This is a genomic window from Bacillus sp. 22475 (assembly GCF_052044835.1).
In the GTDB taxonomy this organism is placed as follows: Bacteria; Bacillota; Bacilli; order Bacillales; family Bacillaceae_G; genus Bacillus_A; species Bacillus_A cereus.
The window spans coordinates 160,071-179,464 of record NZ_JBQENW010000007.1 but is presented as its reverse complement, the minus strand read 5'-3'; the positions used below and the strand labels follow the sequence as shown (position 1 = coordinate 179,464).

The window sequence follows — 19,394 nt, the reverse complement described above, 5'->3', positions numbered from 1 at the left end:
AAAGAGACTGTATATTCTTTAAATTCTATCTTTAATCATGTTAGGGGAATGGTTTTGAAATTTAAAAAATTAAAACTCCAACCGAGAATTACATTAACTATAAGTACACTTATTTTAGTTGTACTTATGCTAACGAGTTATTTATTTTATTACATATTATCTGAAACGGTAGAAGAGCAAATTGGGAAACGAGCTTTGCATGTTGCGAAAACAGTTGCCGCGATACCAGAAATTCAGGAAGCTTTTCAAAAAGAAAATCCAGCTTCTATTATTCAGCCAATCGCAGAAAAAATTCGAATTGATACAGAGGCTGACTTTATTGTAGTTGGAAACCAAGAGGGGATTCGTTATGCGCATCCTGAGCGAGATAAAATAGGAGAAAAAATGGTTGGCGGAGATAATAAAGGCGTTTTATTAGAAGGGAAATCTTATGTTTCTAAAGCTAATGGATCATTAGGCCCTTCATTGCGTGGGAAAGTCCCAGTCCGTAACCAGGAAAATGAAATTATTGGTGTGGTGTCTGTTGGGTTTTCAATGGCTGATATTCATGGAGCAGTAGAAGTGTATGGAAAGCGGGTATTTTGGATTACAATAATAGGTCTTTTAATTGGGATAATTGGCTCTATATATTTAGCGGCAAGTATAAAAAGAATGATGTTCGGGATGGAACCAGAAGAAATTTCATCTTTATATGAAGAGCATAGTACAGTGATTCAATCTGTACGTGAAGGGATTATTGTAATCGATAAAAATGGCATGATTAGTTTAGTCAATCAAGCAGCTTATGATATTCTTTCGCTAGATAAGCAACAAAATATTATTGGGGAATTTATTTTAAATGTAATTCCTAATTCAACGATACTAGATGTACTTCAAACTGGTGAAGAACAGTTTGATCGTCAATTAAATATAAAAGGACAGGCTGTTATTGCGAACCGTCTACCTATTAAAGTAAAGAATAAAGTAACTGGCGTTGTATCGAGCTTACGTTTGAAATCTGAAATGGATCAGTTAACAGCAGAATTATCTCAGACGAAGCAATATACAGAGGCATTACGAGCGCAAACGCACGAATATAACAATTTATTGTATACGCTTTCAGGTCTTATCCAATTAGAATCATACGAAGATGCTTTAGAGCTTATTCATAAGGAAACAGCGGTATATCAAGATTTTGTTCAATTTATTATGAAGCGGATTCAAAATCCATGGCTAGGTGGAATTTTAATTGGATTTTATAATAGAGCACGAGAGTTGAAGATTGATTTTATGCTAGATAGAGAAAGTGGTTTAGACAAATTAAGTCCACATATTGAGAGTAATTATGTCGTTTCTATTTTAGGAAATTTAATTACGAATGCATTTGAAGCAATTGAAAAAAATGAAGAGAATGATAAGAAAGTAAGGATGTTTGTAACTGATATTGGAGAAGAAATATTAATTGAAGTGGAAGATTCAGGGCAAGGAATTCATGATGAAATAATTACTAGTATATTCTATAAAAGCTTTTCGACGAAAGAAGGAGGAGAGCGAGGGTATGGATTAGCAAAAGTGAAAGAGTTAGTAGAAGATTTAAATGGAAGTATTGCAATTGAAAAAGGGGATTTAGGTGGTGCGTTATTTATTATTGCACTACCGAAAGAGAGAGGCGAATAGTAATGGGTGAGGAGATTGAAGTATTAATTGTAGAAGATGATATTCGGATTGCTGACATTCATCGTCGTTTTACTGAAAAAATTGAGGGATTTAAAGTAATTGGAACGGCAACGACTGGAGAACAAGCGAAAGAATGGCTAGAGCTTGTGAAGCCACAGCTCGTGTTATTAGATGTGTACTTACCTGATATGCAAGGAACGGAACTTGTCACATATATTAGGAATCATTTGCACGATACAGATATCATTATGATTACAGCGGCATCGGAAACAGATGTAGTGAGGCACGCCCTGCGGGGCGGAGTAACAGATTATATCGTAAAGCCACTAATGTTTGATCGATTTAAAGCAAGTCTAGAAGGCTATCAAAAAAAGATTATACAGTTAAAGAAGAACAATCAATTATCTACGGAACAAATTGAATATTTATGGTCTCAAAGAGGCGTGAAGGGAGATCAAATAGAATATGCCCCGAAAGGGATAGATCCTTATACTTTAGCGAAAGTAAAAAAGCATATGTTGACAGTTAATGAAGAAGGGATTACAGCAGAAATGTTAAGCTCAATGATTGGAGTAAGCCGATCAACGGCAAGGCGCTATTTAGAGTATTTGATATTTGGGAAGAAAGTCCACGCAGAGCTAATATATGGAAGTGTTGGGAGACCGGAGAGACGTTATTTTCTTGCTTCTTCATAATAAAAAACAGTAGAGGATTTTATTTCTTCTACTGTTTTTTTGCGTCTTATATTGGAATAATCCCAATTACAATTCCGGTAATTAACATAACCATTGTCGTTCCAACGGCCCACAATAAAGTGAAGCGTTGATGTTCACCGAAATCAACTTTGGCCATTCCGACCAATAAATAAGTGGAAGCGACAAGAGGACTTAATAAGTGAACGGGTTGCCCAAGTAAGGAAGCGCGTCCCATTTCAGCTGCACTAATTCCGTAAGTAGCAGCAGCTTTCGTCAAAATAGGTAATACCCCGAAGTAAAATGCATCATTAGACATGAAAAATGTGAATGGCATACTGAGAAGTGCTGTAATAATTGGCAGTTGTGGTCCAAGTGCATCTGGTATAAGAGTTACTACACTGTTAGCCATTGCATCTACCATTTTTGTTCCAGATAAAATACCAGTGAAAATACCGGCAGCAAATACGAGAGAAACAACTGCTAATACATTCCCTGCATGAGAAGCAATACGTTCTTTCTGTTGCTCTAAGTGTGGATAGTTAATCATAACAGCAATAGCAAAAGCGACTGTAAATAAAACAGGTAACGGCATAACTTCTAGTATGAGACAGACAAGTAATGTAGCGGTTAATAAAAAGTTAATCCATAGAAGTTTAGGACGTTTATGCGCTGCAGCTTCGACAGTTGCAGCTTGCTCATCCATTGTTTGCATTTGTTTTAAATACTGTACATCCATAATACCTAAACGTTTTCTTTCTTTTTTTCCAAGATAGTAGGCAACGAAAACAACCCAAATTGCACCAGCAATCATTCCTGGAATAAGAGGTGTAAATAATTCGGAAGCCTCAAGTCCAAGTGCGCTCATAACACGAGCTGTGGGTCCACCCCAAGGTGTAAGATTTGTTACCCCCGCCCCTAACATAACAACTCCAGCTAATATGAGGGGGTTCATTCCAAGGCGCTTATATAGTGGATACATTGCGGAAACTGTAATCATGTATGTTGTTGTACCATCACCATCTAGAGAAACGATAATAGTCAATATAGCCGTTCCGACAACGATTTTTAAAGGATCTCCTTTTACAAATTTTAAAATCTTACTAATGACAGGATCGAATAAACCGCTATCAATCATAATTCCAAAATATAAAATAGCAAACATAAGCATAATACCAGTAGGTGCTAATTTTTGAATCCCCTCTAACATCATAGGTCCCATATTGGCATAGAATCCGCCAATTACTGCAAAAACACTCGGAATTAATATTAAGGCTACTAGTGCTGACATACGTTTCGTCATAATTAAAAACATAAAGACAAATACCATCGCAAATCCAAGTAGTGCTAACATGTAATTTCCCCCTCAAAAGAATGATTGCGCTTTCAAAATAGAATAAAAATTCAGAAAAAGGTTTTTTATTTATAATAAAAGCATCTATTCAAATGGTAAATAATTTGAAAAATAACATCATTAGAAGCATAATTTTTATTTTGTTCATTTTGTTCACGGTAGTTAATTTGAATTTTTAAAAAGTAAGCCGCTCCTCGTAAGAATGGTAGAATAAGATGAAAATAGTGAAGTGTGAAATAGGGAGTAGATGTTATATGAAAACGAGAATTGAAGAGATTTATAGCTCTTATGAAGGTAAAGTAGAGGAGATTTTTATTAATGAATCTTCTTACGTATATGAATGGGAAAAATTACTGATGATCCGAAAAAATGACGGTGAGCTAAAAAAAATTGCAGTCGGGATTAGTGGAAATATAAGATTGGTAAATGTAGAAGTTGGACAGGAAATTAGTGCGAATACATTATTAGTTAAGTTAGAAGATGATTTGTTAATTACAGGCTGCGAGTGATGAGAGATGTGTAGAAATAACTACACATCTTTTTTTGTTTCCTATATTACAAAAAGCACATTGTTTTTTCACAAATCTCACACAACCTTTTGGTATTCTTTTCGTGGAGTATAAGGTTTCTAGGGAGGAATATTGATGAAAGTAAAATATGTCGTACTTGTTATATGTTTATGTTTCGTATTTACAGTAGTCGGGTGTGGGAAAAAGGAAACAGCAGCTGTTGCCATTGATGAGAAACATGATAAATGTGATATTTGCCAAATTGGGGTAACAGATAATCAATTTGCAACAGAAATTATTTTAGAAAATGGAAAAGCGTTAAAGTTTGATGATATCGGTTGTATGTATAAATGGGTGGAGATCAACTCAGATGAAAAGACGAAAGAGAAATTTGTCCGAGATTATGATTCGAAAGATTGGATTTCGTTAGAAGACGCTACTTACGTATATGATAAAACAATAACGACACCGATGGCTTATAATGTAATTTCATTTAAAAATAAAAAAGATGCAGAGAGCTTTGTATCTAACTATAAGGGGAAAGTTCTTTCGTATAAAGAGCTAGCAGAGCATAAATGGGAAATGAATAAAGAGATGATGGGGAAACCGAAAGCAGGAAATCATGGTGGACATCATTAATAATAGAAAAAGACAACTATATAGTTGTCTTTTTCTATTATTACTCAGGTGCAAATATAGAAAAGGTGTAAAATTTTTAGCAGAACGGTTACAATGGAATATAGTAACCTAAAGCAATCATTTATGTACTTTTTAGAAATGTATACAATTGCGGTAAAAACGTGCTAAACTAATTGCTTCATAATGTTAATGATGGGGCCATCAGGCGTATCATTTCAATAGGTTGAGAAACATAGTATAAGCTTAAGATAATCCGATTAAAGAAGGAATCTAAAGGGCTTATGGATAAATGTACTCAAGAAGAGTTATTGTATGTGATGGAGGAATGGTTAAGAAAACATTATCTTTCATAGGAGCTGTAGTTGTGAGAAAACAAAAAATTTTATTATGTATTTTATTAGGACTTTTAATGACGGTAGTGGCTTGCGATAAGCAAGAAGAACCAGAATCGAAACCGGTTCATGTGAAAAATGAAAAGAAAAAAGAGAAGCATAAAGAACAGGAAGAATCTAAAGAAGAGAAAAGTATAAATTTAATGGACAAACAGTTGTTACTTTCAGCTACTCTTGGAGACACAGAGACAGCTATGAAGTTGATTCAGGATGGAGCGAATATAAACGTAGAAGGTGACAACGGAGAAACGCCTGTCCTTGCAGCGACGTACCAAAACCATGTAGAGACAGTTAAAGCATTAATTGGTGCAGGTGCTAATATTGAAATTAAAGATGAGAAAAAAAGTAATCCACTTCTTTATGCAAGTAGAGAAGGATATACGGATATTGTAAAAGTATTAATTAATGCAGGAGTTAATACGAAAGAAACGACTAGGTCAGGTGGGACAGCACTTATTTCTGCATCTGAACGTGGCCATGTAGAGGTTGTTAAAGAATTATTAGAGCATACAGATATTGATGTGAATTATAAAAATGAACGTGGTGGAACAGCGCTATTAGAAGCAATTGTATTAGGAAATGGTAGTGAAAACCATAAGAAAGTAATTCAATTGCTTATTGATCACGGTGCAGATGTAAACATGGCTAACAAGGAACATCTGACGCCACTGCAATACGCTGAAAAAAGAGGTTTTAAAGATATTGTAAATATGTTGAGGGTAGCTGGAGCGAATGAAGTAGTACAGCCACAACAACCAGTAGAGTAAAAAACGAAAAATAATCCCATTTAGATAGACAGAATGAAGAAATCAGTTAGTATGATGGATTCAGTAATGTGTATTTGAATGGGATTTTTATTTTGAACATGAAAAATAGATTATGAATGGATGGTATATGGAGTAAATAAGGAGGATAAAAATGAGGCTCTCAAAACTTGATTTAATAGTAATTCAGGCAGAGGTTTTATTTGTTCATGATCAAGTAGGAAAAATGAAATATGTAAATGAACAAGGAAATCCGAAAGCACCACGTTTTTTTCTTGGCAGAACTCGTGAAGGGAGTATAACGAGATATCATTGTAATGTGGATGATGAAACGGTAAGTAAGATTGAGAAGTTAATTCGAGAACCTTCAAAGCATATAGAGATAGCAAAGATTATTAATATATTAAATGAAGAAAGAACAGTGGAAAATATTTGGATGGGTCCTGCTTTCATGTTTCATAGTAATTTACATAAGCCGACTAGAACAATACAAATAACTGAGAAGAATAGAGAGCTTTTGCGAGAAAATTTTCCTAATCTAATAGAACAGATGGAATGGAGGAAACCTTATTTTGCAATTGTAAAAAATGAAAAGGTAGTTTCTGTTTGTTGCAGTGCCAGAAGTACGCCCGTAGCTGCTGAGGCAAGTGTGGAAACTTTAGCGGAATTTCAAGGGAATGGATATGGTACTGATGTTGTTACAGCCTGGGCCTTATCAATACAAGAGGAAAAGCGCATTCCACTTTATAGTACTGCTTGGGATAACTTTGCTTCGCAAGCAGTGGCAAGCAAACTAAAACTTATTAACTATGGAATGAATTTACATATTGATTGAATTTTAAGTATTGTTTCGTTCTATTTGCTTGTATTCTAATATATAGATTAATGTAAATAGTGATATGGTGAATATTAACATTCGGTTAACAACTAATTAACAATCTATCAAAACTGACTTAATAAATGCGTAATATAGTAAAGGTAACAAAATAACTAGGGTAGAGAACATTTGAGAACACCCACTTACATATAATGTGCCACTTTCTTAGGTGTGCTCTATTCCCTAGAGTTCAAATAAGGAGAAAGGCGTTCTATGTAAGTAGGTGTTTTTAGTTTGGATAAAAATAGAACAGTTAGGTGGAATGAATGTTTAAAGAACCTTATATCGCGATGATAAAGGATTGGAAAGGATACAAAGCATACAAAAAATTGCCGAAAACAGTTTTTCTTATGACTGGTTCAATGCTGGAATTACCAGAGCGTGTATATGAATTGCAGAAACATGGACATGATGTATTTCTTCATTGTGATTTTATACAAGGTTTAAATACGAATACAGAGGAAGCGCTTTTGTATATTCAAGATGTTATCGGGGCACAAGGTATTATTTCAACAAAGGGTTCGACAATTCGAAATGCTAATAAAATTGGATTGAAAACAATTCAACGTATTTTTATTGTAGATACTTTATCTCTTACTAAATCAATTGAAAATTGTAAAACGACTAAACCAAATGCAGTAGAGATTATGCCGGGGATTATGCCTTCTATAATTAAACAGCTAGTAGAGGAAATAGAGTTTCCTATTATTGCAGGCGGGTTGATTCAAACGCGAGAAGATGCGGAAATTGCAATTCGTGCAGGAGCAAGTGCGATTTCAACAAGTCATTATGAAGTATGGATACATGAAGAAAAAAGGAGTGCAACTTTGTGATTGAATTGAAAAATGTTTCAAAGTTATATAAAAATGCAGAAGAGACAGCGGTTAAAGGCGTATCGGTTCATATTAAGAAGGGCGAATTTTTTGTTTTAGTTGGACCTTCGGGATGCGGGAAAAGCACATTATTACGAATGATCGCTGGCTTAGAAGAGATTTCTTCGGGAGATTTAATTATTAATGAACGTGTTGCAAATGATCTAGAGCCGAAAGACCGTAATCTATCCATGGTATTTCAAAATTATGCATTATACCCACACTTATCTGTAGAAGAAAATATTTTATTTGGACTTAAGGTAAGAAAAGTACAAAAAGAAGAGCGACAAAAGCGATTAATGGAAGCGATTGAAATGGTAGGACTGAAAGAGTATGTGAAAATGAAACCAGGTCAATTATCAGGCGGACAAAGACAGCGTGTTGCGCTTGCTAGGGCGATCGTGAGTCAAGCACCAATCTGTTTAATGGATGAACCACTTTCGAATTTAGATGCGAAATTACGTGCGCAAATGAGAATTGAAATTAGAGAAATTCAGCAACGATTAGGAATTACGATGATTTACGTTACCCACGATCAAATAGAAGCGATGACTATGGGAGATCGTATCATGGTTTTAAATAAAGGAAGTATACAGCAAGTTGGAACACCACTTGACATATATAACGAACCAGCAAACGAATTTGTTGCAAGCTTTATAGGTTCTCCTTCTATGAATATAAATGATGGAGAAGTGGATGAAGAAAAAGGTGTATTACATATAGGGAAATTGCAAATTCCATTATCTATTGGACAGTTAAAGCAATTACCAGAAGGAATAATTCGTATAGGCATGCGTCCTGAGCATATTGCACTGTCTGAGGAAGGACAAGAAGTGACGCTGCAATCTGTAGAAGTATTAGGGAATGAATCTATATTAAACTTTGCGGTAAATGGAACAACTTGGAGTGCGAAAGTCATCGGACAGTTACTCTTGAACAAAGGTGACAAAGTAAAATTATTATTCTCGCAAGAAAAGTTATGCTTCTTTAACGAAAACACGAATGAACGCTTAAAAGTGGTAGCTGAAGAAGAGTTGAAAGTGGTGGCGAAATAATGATCGAAGTAAGTAAGTTACCAGTTCAAACAAAGGTGTCAAAAAAGAAAAAATTATGGGGGAGAACGAAAGATTTAAGAATAGGATTATTGTTTTTGGCGCCATCTATTTTGCTATTTTCGATTTTTCTGTTCTATCCATTGTTTAGGACGATTTACTATAGTTTTTATTTAACCGATATACATGGAGAAGCTAATCTTTTCGTTGGCTTAGAAAATTATCAATATTTATTCTCTGATCAAGCCTTCTACAAAAGTATAAAATCAACTTTACTATTTGTTTTATATACAGTGCCTACGAGTATTATATTTGCTTTGTTTCTTGCATTGATTGCAAATGGAAAGATAAGAGGTATTGGGTTATTCCGAGTTCTGTTTTCTTCGACGATGGGAATTTCAGTAGCTGCTAGTGCAGTGATTTGGCTATTTTTATTTCATCCAAGTGTAGGATTATTTAATAATATATTAGCCGCTATGAATCTTCCTGCAATCGCATGGTTAACGAGTCCGGACTGGGCACTATTCTCTGTATCAGTTACAACAGTTTGGGTGAATACAGGGTTTGCATTTTTAGTTATATTAGGTGGTTTACAAAATATCGATACGTCTTTATATGAGAGTGCATCTATAGATGGTGCTAGTTATTTATATAAGCTTCGCCGTGTTACATTACCGATGCTATCGCCAACTTTATTCTTTATTGTAACAGTAACGTTAATTAGTGCGTTCCAAAGCTTTGGACAAATTGATATTTTAACGCATGGTGGACCGAATGATGCAACGAATTTAATTGTGTACTCGATTTACAAAGAGGCGTTTGTCAATCATCAATTTGGAACAGCAAGTGCACAAGCGATGGTATTATTTGTTTTCATTTTCATTGCTACATTACTTCAATTTAAGTTTGCTGAGAGAAAGGTGCATTATAAATGATTGTTAAACAGTGGAAGCAAAACTTCCTATTATACATGCTGCTCATAATTAGTGCAGTAATGGTGTTTTTTCCTGTATTGTATGCGTTTTTAATAAGCTTTATGACACCAGACGATATTCAAATGAGAAGGTTATTTCCAACTCAATTTACTTTTGATAATTTCATTAATATTTTTCAAAAAGTACCACTTTTTACATACTTATATAACAGTTTAATTGTATCGACAGTCGTTATGATTGGACAACTTATCGTATCAAGCTTAGCGGCGTATGCTTTTGTTTTTCTTCAATTTAAAGGGAGAAACTTAATTTTCTTCCTGTTTATTTCAACGATGCTTATTCCGTGGGAAGCAACGATGGTACCTAACTTTTTAACGATTCAAAACTTTGGCTGGATCAATAGTTTCGCTGGGATGACAGTGCCGTTTTTTGCAACAGCTTTTGGTATTTTCTTATTACGTCAACATTTTATGACACTTCCGAATGAATTGAAAGAAGCTGCTTTTATTGAAGGGATTGGAAATGTAAGGTTTTTATTCAGCGTTGTAATTCCGTATTGTAAAACGAGTTTTATTACGCTTGGAGTATATAGCTTTTTAACAACATGGAATATGTATTTATGGCCACTTTTAGTGACCACTGATGAAAAAGTAAGAACAGTGCAAATTGGTGTGAAACAGCTTCAGTCACAAGAAGTTGCAACTGATTGGGGAAGCGTAATGGCCGGTGTTACGGTTATCGTTATTCCAACATTGATTTTACTATTTTTAGGGCAAAAGCAATTACAACAAGGATTAACAAAAGGTGCAATTAAATAACTAAGAGAAGGTGAGCTTTAAATGAGTCTAGTTAAAAAAGGTGCTGCTTTATTAATGGCAGCAACAATGGCATTATCTAGTGCCGCTTGTTCAAATAGTAAAACAGAGGGAAAACCTGAAGCACAGGCAAAAGTAGCACCAGTTGAAAAAAATGGTGATAAAACTGTAATTCGCTTCTGGCATGCGATGGGTGGAAAAACACAAGGAGTACTAGATGGTCTTGTTGCAGACTATAATAAGTCGCAAAATAAATACGAGATAAAGGCAGAGTTCCAAGGGACATATGAAGAGTCTTTAACGAAATTTAGAACAATGTCTGCAACGAAAGAAGCGCCAGCTCTTGTTCAATCGAGTGAAATTACAACGAAATATATGATTGATAGCAAAAAAATCACACCAATTGATAGCTGGATAAAAAAAGATAAGTACGATACGTCAAAATTAGAAAAAGCAATTACAAATTATTATTCAGTTGATGGAAAAATGTATTCTATGCCATTTAATTCATCTACACCAGTATTAATTTATAATAAAGATGCTTTTGCAAAGGCGGGCTTAGATCCAGAGAAAGCTCCAAAAACATATGCGGAATTACAAGAAGCAGCGAAAAAGTTAACGATTAAAGAAGGCGGAAATGTAAAACAATATGGATTCTCCATGCTTAACTACGGCTGGTTCTTTGAAGAATTGTTAGCGACACAAGGTGCTTTATATGTAGATAACGAAAACGGTCGTAAGGATGCTGCAAAGAAGGCGGTATTTAACGGTAAAGAAGGACAGAAAGTATTTGGAATGTTAGATGATTTAAATAAAGCTGGCGCCCTTGGAAAGTATGGAGCAAGTTGGGATGATATTCGTGCTGCGTTCCAGTCTGGACAAGTTGCTATGTATTTAGATTCTTCAGCAGGTGTTCGTGATTTAATTGATGCATCTAAGTTTAATGTAGGTGTTTCATATATTCCGTATCCAGAGGATTCGAAACAAAATGGTGTTGTTATTGGTGGAGCATCATTATGGATGACGAATATGGTTTCAGAAGAAACGCAACAAGGTGCTTGGGACTTTATGAAATATTTAACGAAGCCAGACGTACAAGCAAAATGGCATACTGCAACAGGTTATTTCTCAATTAATCCAGATGCATATAATGAGCCATTAGTAAAAGAGCAATATGAAAAATATCCGCAGTTGAAAGTAACAGTAGATCAACTGCAAGCGACGAAGCAAACTCCGGCAACACAAGGTGCTTTAATTAGTGTATTCCCAGAATCAAGAGATGCAGTTGTAAAAGCATTAGAAGCAATGTATGACGGGAAGAATAGTAAAGAAGCGTTAGATGAAGCTGCCAAAGCAACAGATAGAGCAATTAGCATTTCAGCTCGTACGAGTCAAAAATAAGAGAAAGCCGTATCCTTAAAAGGGATACGGCTTTCTCTATAGGGAGATAAGGGATCAAAGAAATGATGAAGTCTTATCTCTTTTATATGAGTAAAGGGTCTAGAGTGAATGTTGTCCTTTTCATTATTTATTTAACTCCATTGCGACTTGTTTACCATTTACGAAAACCTCTACTACCGCTACTATAACTTCCATTACTTTTTTCATCTCTCATCTCTCCTTGTTTTTGTTTCATTTCTTACTCTCAGTATAAGGAAATATAGTAATTACAACTATCGAATTGGATGACAAGAGACTTACATTGTTGTAAGGATAATAGTTTAGTTTGTAATAAAGTGAAACTGTAATCAGTGGGGGGGGGCTTACTGCCCGTTAATGCGGGATAAATTTGATTCAAGATTAAGATTCGGAATTTTCCGTTGTTTTGAACTATAATTAGAAAGAGGGGGGATAATATGAAAAGAATTCTTGTTATTAGTGATATTCATGGAGAGATAGAAAAGTTCGAACAGTTATTGGAAGAAGCTCAATACGATGCGAAACAGGATCAATTAATCTTACTGGGAGATTATGTGGATCGTGGTCCAAATGCGCGTGCTGTAATTGAAAAGGTAAGAGAATTAAAAGAAGAGGGAGCACTCATTTTAAAAGGAAATCATGAAGATATGATGATTAAGGCGTTAACGACAAATGAGGAACGTTCATGGAACCATTGGGTAAAAAGAAATGGTGGAGATAAGACATTATATAGCTATGGATTTGTAGAAGAGGATATTGCGGTTAATGAGAAAGACTTCCAAAAACCGATGTTACAATCTCGTGTATTAGAGGAACATATAAAGTTTATTCAAGAATTAGATCATTACATTGAAACAGAAGAGTATATATTTGTACATGCTGGGGTTGAACCGATGAAACGAGTTTCTGAATCTGAACCATATACGTTAATGTGGATCCGTAATGAATTTCATAATGGATATAGCGGTGAAAAGGTTGTTGTATTTGGGCATACGGAAACAAAAACACTTCATGGTAGTGAGGAGTGCGGAGTGTATTTTGGTAGTAATCGTATTATTGGAATTGATGGCGGAGCTGTGTATGGTGGTCAGCTAAATTGTTTGGAGTTGCCGAGTAAAAAGGTATATGTAATAAAAAATTGAAAGAGATAAGAGGAATCTTATTTCTTTCAATTTTTTATTAAGGTAAATTTAAGACAAAGCTTTTATAATAAAACTTCAAAATTTTAGAAGGAAATAGTTAAAAATGAAATTACGTAATGTAACTACATTCTTTTGCTATGAAGAGAAGAAACGTAATAACAAATATAATTGAACTACATGATGGAAGGTGAGAGCATGCGCTTACTTGTAGTAGAAGATAATGCCTCGTTATTAGAGTCTATCGTACAAATTTTGCGTGATGAATTTGAAGTAGATACGGCAATAAATGGAGAAGATGGATTGTTTTTAGCGCTTCAAAATATATATGATGCAATTTTGCTGGATGTGATGATGCCAGGGATGGACGGATTTGAAGTAATTCAAAAAATACGTGATGAAAAGATTGAAACACCAGTCCTGTTTTTGACAGCGAGAGATTCTTTAGAAGATCGGGTGAAGGGATTGGATTTTGGTGGAGATGACTATATCGTTAAGCCATTCCAGGCCCCTGAATTAAAAGCGAGAATTCGTGCTTTACTACGCAGAAGTGGTAGTTTAACAACGCAGCAAACGATTCGTTATAAAAGGATTGAATTGTTCGGAAAAGATAAAGACGTTCAAGTAGATGGACAAAGTATTAAGTTGACATTGAAACAATATGAGCTACTAGAGTACCTCATTCAAAATAGCGGGAAGATTTTAATGCGTGAACAAATTTTTGATCGTGTTTGGGGATTTGATTCAGATACGACAGTAGCGATTGTAGAAGTGTATGTGCATCATTTACGTAAAAAATTAGAACCATTCGGTTATCAGAAAGATATTCAAACCGTTCGAGGTATTGGATATATATTAAAAGAACAATGAAAAAGGGAAGTATGTTTCAAAAGACACGCATTCGTTTGACTATAGTGAATTCATTAGTATTTATCCTATTAATAGGTATATTAGGTAGTATTATTTATTCATATACATATAAGCGTATTTATAATGAAGTGGATCAATCTATAAAAATGATGGCTCAGTATAGAGAAAAATTAGATGTGAAAATACCACCAAGAAAACGCATGGAGAATATCCAAATTGGAGATCCGCGAGTAACTAGAATAACTTGGAATGGAAAAATAGTGAAAATAGAGGGCGATAACCGTAAATTCCGTTCTATTTTTGAAGAGAATTTGGAAAAGTTTTCTCCAAAAAATTTAGAGGAGTTACAAGATATTGAAGTACAAGGACGATATTTTAGAGTATTTTCGCTTCAAAAAGATGGAGAAATAGTTCAAATCGTGCGAGATATAACAGCGGAAGAAAGAATGTTAAATACTTTATTTTTAATCCTTGTTATAGGTTGTAGCATAGGAAGCCTCTGTGCGATAGGTATCGGCTTTTTCCTAGCTGGTAGAGCACTTGTACCTATTCAAAATTCATGGGAGAAACAGCAGCAATTCGTTTCTGATGCATCACATGAACTCAGGACACCACTTGCAGTTATTCAATCAAAAACGGATGTTTTATTCCAGTCACCATCCGCTACGATAGAAGAAAAAGCGATGGATATTTCTACAATTTCAAAAGAATGTAGGCGGTTATCGAAACTCGTTAGTAATTTATTATTGCTAGCACGTTCTGATTCTAATCAAATTGAGATGGATAAGAAAACATTTGAACTTGATAAATTGTTAGAAGAAATAGTAGCTCCATATAAGGAGATTGCTTCTTATCAAGAAAAAGAAATGATGCTAAAAGTAGAACGTGGTGTATCTTTTATGGGGGATAGAGAGAGGATTCATCAAATGATGGTCATACTGTTAGATAATGCGATGAAGTATACAAACGAAGGTGGGCATATTCAAATCGATTGCACGCAAACGAGTAGTTCAATTCGTATACAGGTGAAAGATGACGGGATAGGAGTGAAAGAAGAGGATATTCCGAAATTATTTAATCGTTTTTATCAAGGGGATAAAGCAAGAAGTACGTCAGAAGGAGCTGGATTAGGTCTTTCAATCGCAAATTGGATTGTAGAAAAGCATTATGGAAAAATATCAGTAGAGAGCAAATGGGGAGATGGAACTTGCTTTGAAGTGATATTCCCTAAAAATCAAAGAATATAAGTAAGAAGACGATCTTGTTTTTACAAGGTCGTCTTTTTTTAAGATAAAGTTAAGAAACTATTTATATTATGTATGGCATAAAGAAATTTCGTTACGTGAAGAAGAGAGTATAGAGGTGTACGTGAGTGAATTTTAATGATCATAATGTTATCTCAAGCAGCGATGAGATGTATGTATAGTATTAAAAAAATTATGGGAATGATGAAAAAGAAAGTGTAAGAGGGAGGAAATAACTTTGAAAAAGAAAATGATGACGGTATTCGCTATTGGAGTAATGAGTTTAAGTATATTAGGGGGTGCCTCTCCTTCTGAAACATCAAAAGGAAAGACTGATTACACGCAGCGCAGTAAGGAACAATTGAACAATGGTAAGATACATGCAGTGCATACAGAAGAAAAAGCAGGGAAACTAGGTATTGAAACGGAAGGGAAAGAACAAATTACGTTAGAAAAAGAAATTCATGAAACAGAAGTAGGAAGAGAAGCAGAGCAGTTAGGCATATCGATTGAAGGAAAAGATGTTGGAACTCTGTCTGAAGAAATCTATGAAACAAAAGTAAAACAAGAAGCCTTAAAGCTAGGCATATCGATAGAGAATACATCAATTGTAGATTTAATTAATCAAATTAATACGATTAAAATTAAAAATGAAGCGGATAAATTAGGTATTTCAACAAATGGAAAAGAAATCGAAGACATTGCGGAAGAAATCTACGGAACGAAAGTAAGAGAAGAAGCAGGGAAGTTAGACATTTCGCAAAAAGGGAAGGAAATCGAAGAGTTAGCACAAGAAGTGTACGAACAAAAAGTACAGGAAGAAGCGAAAAAATATCATATTGATTTGTACGGTAAAGATATATATCAAGTATTAAGAGAAATTAATGAACAAAAGGTGCTACAAATGGCAGATGAGCTTAATATGGATAAAATGAATATGAATATTCAAGAGTTAGCGGAAAAGATAAAAAAAGATCAGCCTGAAAAAGGAAAAGAACTAAATTTTGTACCGATGATTCGAACGGATGCTGACGCATTTTATTCTTATTTAACGAACTAAAAAGGGCGTGAGAGTGATACGGAGGTTTAAGTGGTATATATGTATAGCATTACTAGCTATAGCTGTATGGAGTGTATATACAAATGGAATTACAAAGTATGTGGAGAAGTTGACATTCTTCAATATACAAAATGGAAAAGAACCGGAATTTAGTAATAATGATGAAAAGGCCATTTTATCAGGTGTACCATTAATTCAGCAACTACCAGAGCTAGATAGAGGCTGTGAAGTGACAAGCTTAGCGATGATGTTACAATACGCTGGTGTTTCAGTGGATAAGATGACATTAGCAAATGAAATAAAAAAAGTTGATTTTATAGATGATGGTGTGCGCGGGAATCCGAATGAAGGATTTGTAGGTAATATTTACACATTTTCTGAATCAGGATACGCTGTATATCATGGGCCACTTTTTCAGTTGGCGGAAAAATATTTACCTAATAAAGCTGTAGACTTAACAGGGAAGAATATAGAAAAAATTTATAAGAGTGTAAAAGCAGGACAACCGGTAGTCATGATTACGAATGCAACATTTGTACCATTAGATGAAGATGAATTTACTACATGGGAAACAAATAGTGGAGATGTTTCTATTACGTATAATGAACATTGTGTTGTACTTATTGGATATGATCAGGAATCTGTATATATTCGAGATCCACTTGAGGATAGCTTAGATGTAAAAGTACCGAGAGAAACCTTTGAACAGGCATGGGTACAAATGGGAAGTCAGGCAATTAGTTATGTAAAGAGCGCCAAATAAATTAGGACGAAGAGTTTTAGTAATATGACTATAAGGCGAAGGGTAAAGATTTGAGGATTATAAGAGAAGTTTTGTAGAGTAGAAGCTGTTAAGAAATGAGAGAACTTTAGCATATATAATGCTAAAGTTCTCTTATTTTTATGTTTAAAATACTTATAGGGAGTAAATATGTAAAAATGCATAATTGAAGAAAAAATTGCATTTTATCATTATATATTGTTTTATATATATTAATTGTATAAAATGACACAAGTATCCACATTACATAAAGGAGGCTTATTATGCAAAAAATATTTAACTGGGTTAAATGTATGAGTATCAATAAAAAATTAATCATTTCATTTTTTATTATTTTAACTATACCAGGAATTATTATCGGTGGTGTTTCATATCAAACTGCCAAAACAAATTTTGAACATCAAATGACAGATAAAGCAAAGGAGAATATTTCGATTTTAAATACTGTTATTTCTCAAAATATAGAAGAGAAATTTGTTGATGCGACGTACTTTGCAGACATCTTAACAGAGGATACATATCCAAATGGACAAGAAGAAATAGTAAGAACGAAGTTAGCACAATATATAAAGCTTCATCCAGAAGTAGAAGGTATTTATATTGGAACAGAGACGGGAAAGTTTATAAGAGAACCATTTATTCAAATGGCTGATGGGTATAATCCAACAGATAGATCTTGGTATAAAGAAGCACATGAAAATAAAGGGAAAGTAATTGTTACTGCGCCATATCAGTCAGCATCTACAAAAAATATGGTAGTGACGATTGCAAAAGAAGTAAAAGATGGTAAAGGTGTTATAGGAATTAATTTAAACTTAGATAACATCTTAAAAATTTCCAAAATGATTAACATTGGTGAAAAAGGTTATGCAGTTATTTTAGATCAAAATAAGCAAATTGTTAGTCATCCATCTAGAAAACCAGGTGCAAAAGTTACTGATCCTTGGATTAAACCAATTTATGAAGATAAACAAGGAAATGTGTCTTATACAGAACAAGATGATAAAAAGAATTTAATCTTTGCAACAAATGAGAAAACGGGCTGGAAAGTAGTTGGCGTTATGTTCGATGAAGAAATTACCCAAGCTGCCAGTCCAGTGTTTTATAAGACTTTGATTGTCATTGCTATTGCTATTGCATTTGGTAGTGTATTAATTTATTTCATTACAAAGTCTATTACAAGGCCATTACGAAAAATAGCTGAATCGGCATATAAAATTAGTAAGGGAGATTTAACAGAGAAAATTACAATCCATTCCAAGGATGACATAGGAAAATTAGGGAATTCATTTAATGAAATGTCTACGTCTTTACAAGATGTTATTACCCAAATTAGCTTTTCAGCAGAACATGTTGCAGCATCGGCAGAAGAGTTAACAGCGAGCGTACAGCAAGCAAATGATGCGACAGACCAAATTACAATTGCAATGGAACAAGTATCAGGTGGGGCTGAATCACAAAGTCAAGGTGTTGAAGAAGGTGCGGCTACATTGCAACAAGTAAATACAGCAATTCAAGATGTAACTGGAAGTGCAGAGTCAATTTCTATTTCCTCATTACATGCGCGAGAAAGAGCTGAAGAGGGAGAAGATTTAGTTGAACAAACCGCAAAACAAATGCAGTCTATTTCTAAATCAGTATCCGAGTCAGATGCTATTATTAAACTTCTTGATGAGAAATCAAAGCAGGTAGGAGCTATTTCTGAAGCAATTCAAAACATCGCTACTCAAACGAACTTATTAGCTTTGAATGCGGCTATTGAAGCAGCAAGAGCAGGTGAACAGGGACGAGGATTTGCTATTGTAGCAGATGAGGTTAGAAAATTAGCAGAGCAATCAGGAGAGTCATCTGGAGAGATTGCAAATTTAATCGCAGAAATTAAGGCGGATATTGAACATACTGTTAAGGCAATGGATAATGTGAATGGAGAAGTTCAACAAGGCCTTGATGTTGTAACAAAAACGAAAGTAAGTTTTACGGAAATTTTAAGTTCTACTACACACATTGTTTCTCAAGTTAATCAAATGGTAGAAACAACGAAGAGAATTGCTGGAGATGCAAATGAAGTGACAAATGCTATTGATGAAATTGCAGCTGCAGCATTAGAAAATACAGCTAGTATGCAAAGTGTTGCAGCTTCAACAGAAGAACAGGTTAATTCCATGGAGGAAATTAGTTCAGCTTCGCAAAACTTAGCTGAGATGGCAGAAGAACTACAAGCGATGACTAGTAAATTTAAAGTATAATAACAGCAGATAAGTAAGGTGAAAATAATATCACCTTACTTATTTTTCTATTCAGCAATTAGGGGAGTCATTAACGGG

General features: G+C 34.5%; 18 protein-coding genes and 1 pseudogene. 18 read left to right on the top strand and 1 reads right to left on the bottom strand.

Translation table 11 applies throughout. The annotated features are described in order from the left end of the window. Nucleotides 1-48 precede the first annotated feature (48 nt). Nucleotides 49-1,656, top strand: coding sequence for an ATP-binding protein (locus ACTJJY_RS14005; RefSeq protein ID WP_440605760.1), 1,608 nt, complete (start codon nucleotides 49-51; stop codon nucleotides 1,654-1,656). 2 nt (nucleotides 1,657-1,658) lie between these two features. After that, nucleotides 1,659-2,351, top strand: a complete 693-nt coding sequence (locus ACTJJY_RS14000; protein ID WP_440605759.1) for a response regulator — start codon at nucleotides 1,659-1,661, stop codon at nucleotides 2,349-2,351. Nucleotides 2,352-2,397: 46 nt separating this feature from the next. On the opposite strand, the gene ACTJJY_RS13995 is transcribed toward ACTJJY_RS14000, so the two are convergent. Further along, nucleotides 2,398-3,702, bottom strand: a complete 1,305-nt coding sequence (locus tag ACTJJY_RS13995; protein ID WP_440605758.1) for a CitMHS family transporter — start codon at nucleotides 3,700-3,702, stop codon at nucleotides 2,398-2,400. Nucleotides 3,703-3,956: 254 nt separating this feature from the next. Between ACTJJY_RS13995 and ACTJJY_RS13990 the strand changes: the two genes are divergently transcribed. The 16 genes and pseudogenes from ACTJJY_RS13990 (at nucleotide 3,957) to ACTJJY_RS13915 (ending at nucleotide 19,316) form a co-directional block, all read left to right on the top strand. Then, nucleotides 3,957-4,211 (top strand): hypothetical protein, encoded by a 255-nt coding sequence (locus ACTJJY_RS13990; RefSeq protein ID WP_265939108.1) that lies wholly within the window; start codon nucleotides 3,957-3,959, stop codon nucleotides 4,209-4,211. Nucleotides 4,212-4,346: 135 nt separating this feature from the next. Continuing rightward, nucleotides 4,347-4,850: a nitrous oxide reductase accessory protein NosL gene (locus ACTJJY_RS13985; RefSeq protein WP_440605757.1), complete on the top strand. Its 504-nt coding sequence runs from the start codon at nucleotides 4,347-4,349 to the stop codon at nucleotides 4,848-4,850. A gap of 289 nt (nucleotides 4,851-5,139) precedes the next feature. Beyond that, on the top strand, nucleotides 5,140-6,009 hold the full coding sequence (locus ACTJJY_RS13980) for an ankyrin repeat domain-containing protein (RefSeq protein WP_000287336.1): 870 nt from the start codon (nucleotides 5,140-5,142) through the stop codon (nucleotides 6,007-6,009). Between the two features lie 151 nt (nucleotides 6,010-6,160). Continuing rightward, complete coding sequence (locus ACTJJY_RS13975) at nucleotides 6,161-6,841, top strand: GNAT family N-acetyltransferase (RefSeq protein ID WP_440605756.1); 681 nt, start codon at nucleotides 6,161-6,163, stop codon at nucleotides 6,839-6,841. 308 nt (nucleotides 6,842-7,149) lie between these two features. Continuing rightward, entirely contained in the window at nucleotides 7,150-7,716 is a 567-nt protein-coding gene (locus tag ACTJJY_RS13970) for a glycerol-3-phosphate responsive antiterminator (protein WP_000472002.1), read from the top strand. Beyond that, nucleotides 7,713-8,810 carry an ABC transporter ATP-binding protein gene (locus ACTJJY_RS13965; RefSeq protein WP_440605755.1) on the top strand — a complete coding sequence of 366 codons (1,098 nt, stop codon included), beginning with the start codon at nucleotides 7,713-7,715 and terminating at the stop codon, nucleotides 8,808-8,810. Before ACTJJY_RS13970 ends, ACTJJY_RS13965 begins: the two co-directional genes overlap by 4 nt. Continuing rightward, entirely contained in the window at nucleotides 8,810-9,742 is a 933-nt protein-coding gene (locus ACTJJY_RS13960; protein WP_440605754.1) for a carbohydrate ABC transporter permease, read from the top strand. The genes ACTJJY_RS13965 and ACTJJY_RS13960 overlap by 1 nt, the downstream gene beginning before the upstream one ends. Further along, on the top strand, nucleotides 9,739-10,560 hold the full coding sequence (locus ACTJJY_RS13955; protein WP_000635948.1) for a carbohydrate ABC transporter permease: 822 nt from the start codon (nucleotides 9,739-9,741) through the stop codon (nucleotides 10,558-10,560). Before ACTJJY_RS13960 ends, ACTJJY_RS13955 begins: the two co-directional genes overlap by 4 nt. A gap of 21 nt (nucleotides 10,561-10,581) precedes the next feature. Then, nucleotides 10,582-11,958 (top strand): ABC transporter substrate-binding protein, encoded by a 1,377-nt coding sequence (locus ACTJJY_RS13950; RefSeq protein WP_000060580.1) that lies wholly within the window; start codon nucleotides 10,582-10,584, stop codon nucleotides 11,956-11,958. A 455-nt stretch (nucleotides 11,959-12,413) separates the two neighbouring features. Further along, a complete protein-coding gene (locus tag ACTJJY_RS13945; protein ID WP_327904921.1) occupies nucleotides 12,414-13,118 on the top strand; it encodes a metallophosphoesterase family protein in 705 nt (234 codons plus the stop codon). A gap of 195 nt (nucleotides 13,119-13,313) precedes the next feature. After that, on the top strand, nucleotides 13,314-13,985 hold the full coding sequence (locus ACTJJY_RS13940; RefSeq protein WP_440605809.1) for a response regulator transcription factor: 672 nt from the start codon (nucleotides 13,314-13,316) through the stop codon (nucleotides 13,983-13,985). Then, entirely contained in the window at nucleotides 13,982-15,232 is a 1,251-nt protein-coding gene (locus tag ACTJJY_RS13935) for a sensor histidine kinase (RefSeq protein WP_078401632.1), read from the top strand. The genes ACTJJY_RS13940 and ACTJJY_RS13935 overlap by 4 nt, the downstream gene beginning before the upstream one ends. Before the next feature lie 235 nt (nucleotides 15,233-15,467). Continuing rightward, nucleotides 15,468-16,289 (top strand): transporter, encoded by an 822-nt coding sequence (locus ACTJJY_RS13930; RefSeq protein ID WP_440605753.1) that lies wholly within the window; start codon nucleotides 15,468-15,470, stop codon nucleotides 16,287-16,289. Between the two features lie 13 nt (nucleotides 16,290-16,302). Then, entirely contained in the window at nucleotides 16,303-17,052 is a 750-nt protein-coding gene (locus tag ACTJJY_RS13925; protein WP_440605752.1) for a C39 family peptidase, read from the top strand. A 281-nt stretch (nucleotides 17,053-17,333) separates the two neighbouring features. Next, a pseudogene (locus ACTJJY_RS13920) lies at nucleotides 17,334-18,377 on the top strand (cache domain-containing protein); the annotation flags it as partial. After that, a complete protein-coding gene (locus ACTJJY_RS13915) occupies nucleotides 18,369-19,316 on the top strand; it encodes a methyl-accepting chemotaxis protein (RefSeq protein ID WP_440605808.1) in 948 nt (315 codons plus the stop codon). The pseudogene ACTJJY_RS13920 and the gene ACTJJY_RS13915, both read left to right, overlap by 9 nt. Nucleotides 19,317-19,394 lie beyond the last annotated feature (78 nt).

Excerpts from the sequence above, each read along its gene's own strand:
- ACTJJY_RS13955 (WP_000635948.1), top strand. The coding sequence starts at position 9,739 with ATGATTGTTAAACAGTGGAAGCAAAACTTCCTATTATACATGCTGCTC.
- ACTJJY_RS13970 (WP_000472002.1), top strand. The coding sequence starts at position 7,150 with ATGTTTAAAGAACCTTATATCGCGATGATAAAGGATTGGAAAGGATAC.
- ACTJJY_RS13990 (WP_265939108.1), top strand. The coding sequence starts at position 3,957 with ATGAAAACGAGAATTGAAGAGATTTATAGCTCTTATGAAGGTAAAGTA.
- ACTJJY_RS14000 (WP_440605759.1), top strand. The coding sequence starts at position 1,659 with ATGGGTGAGGAGATTGAAGTATTAATTGTAGAAGATGATATTCGGATT.
- ACTJJY_RS13980 (WP_000287336.1), top strand. The coding sequence starts at position 5,140 with ATGTACTCAAGAAGAGTTATTGTATGTGATGGAGGAATGGTTAAGAAA.
- ACTJJY_RS13950 (WP_000060580.1), top strand. The coding sequence starts at position 10,582 with ATGAGTCTAGTTAAAAAAGGTGCTGCTTTATTAATGGCAGCAACAATG.
- ACTJJY_RS13935 (WP_078401632.1), top strand. The coding sequence starts at position 13,982 with ATGAAAAAGGGAAGTATGTTTCAAAAGACACGCATTCGTTTGACTATA.
- ACTJJY_RS13945 (WP_327904921.1), top strand. The coding sequence starts at position 12,414 with ATGAAAAGAATTCTTGTTATTAGTGATATTCATGGAGAGATAGAAAAG.
- ACTJJY_RS13985 (WP_440605757.1), top strand. The coding sequence starts at position 4,347 with ATGAAAGTAAAATATGTCGTACTTGTTATATGTTTATGTTTCGTATTT.
- ACTJJY_RS13975 (WP_440605756.1), top strand. The coding sequence starts at position 6,161 with ATGAGGCTCTCAAAACTTGATTTAATAGTAATTCAGGCAGAGGTTTTA.
- ACTJJY_RS13940 (WP_440605809.1), top strand. The coding sequence starts at position 13,314 with ATGCGCTTACTTGTAGTAGAAGATAATGCCTCGTTATTAGAGTCTATC.
- ACTJJY_RS13960 (WP_440605754.1), top strand. The coding sequence starts at position 8,810 with ATGATCGAAGTAAGTAAGTTACCAGTTCAAACAAAGGTGTCAAAAAAG.
- ACTJJY_RS13995 (WP_440605758.1), bottom strand. The coding sequence starts at position 3,702 with ATGTTAGCACTACTTGGATTTGCGATGGTATTTGTCTTTATGTTTTTA.
- ACTJJY_RS13915 (WP_440605808.1), top strand. The coding sequence starts at position 18,369 with ATGTCTACGTCTTTACAAGATGTTATTACCCAAATTAGCTTTTCAGCA.
- ACTJJY_RS14005 (WP_440605760.1), top strand. The coding sequence starts at position 49 with ATGGTTTTGAAATTTAAAAAATTAAAACTCCAACCGAGAATTACATTA.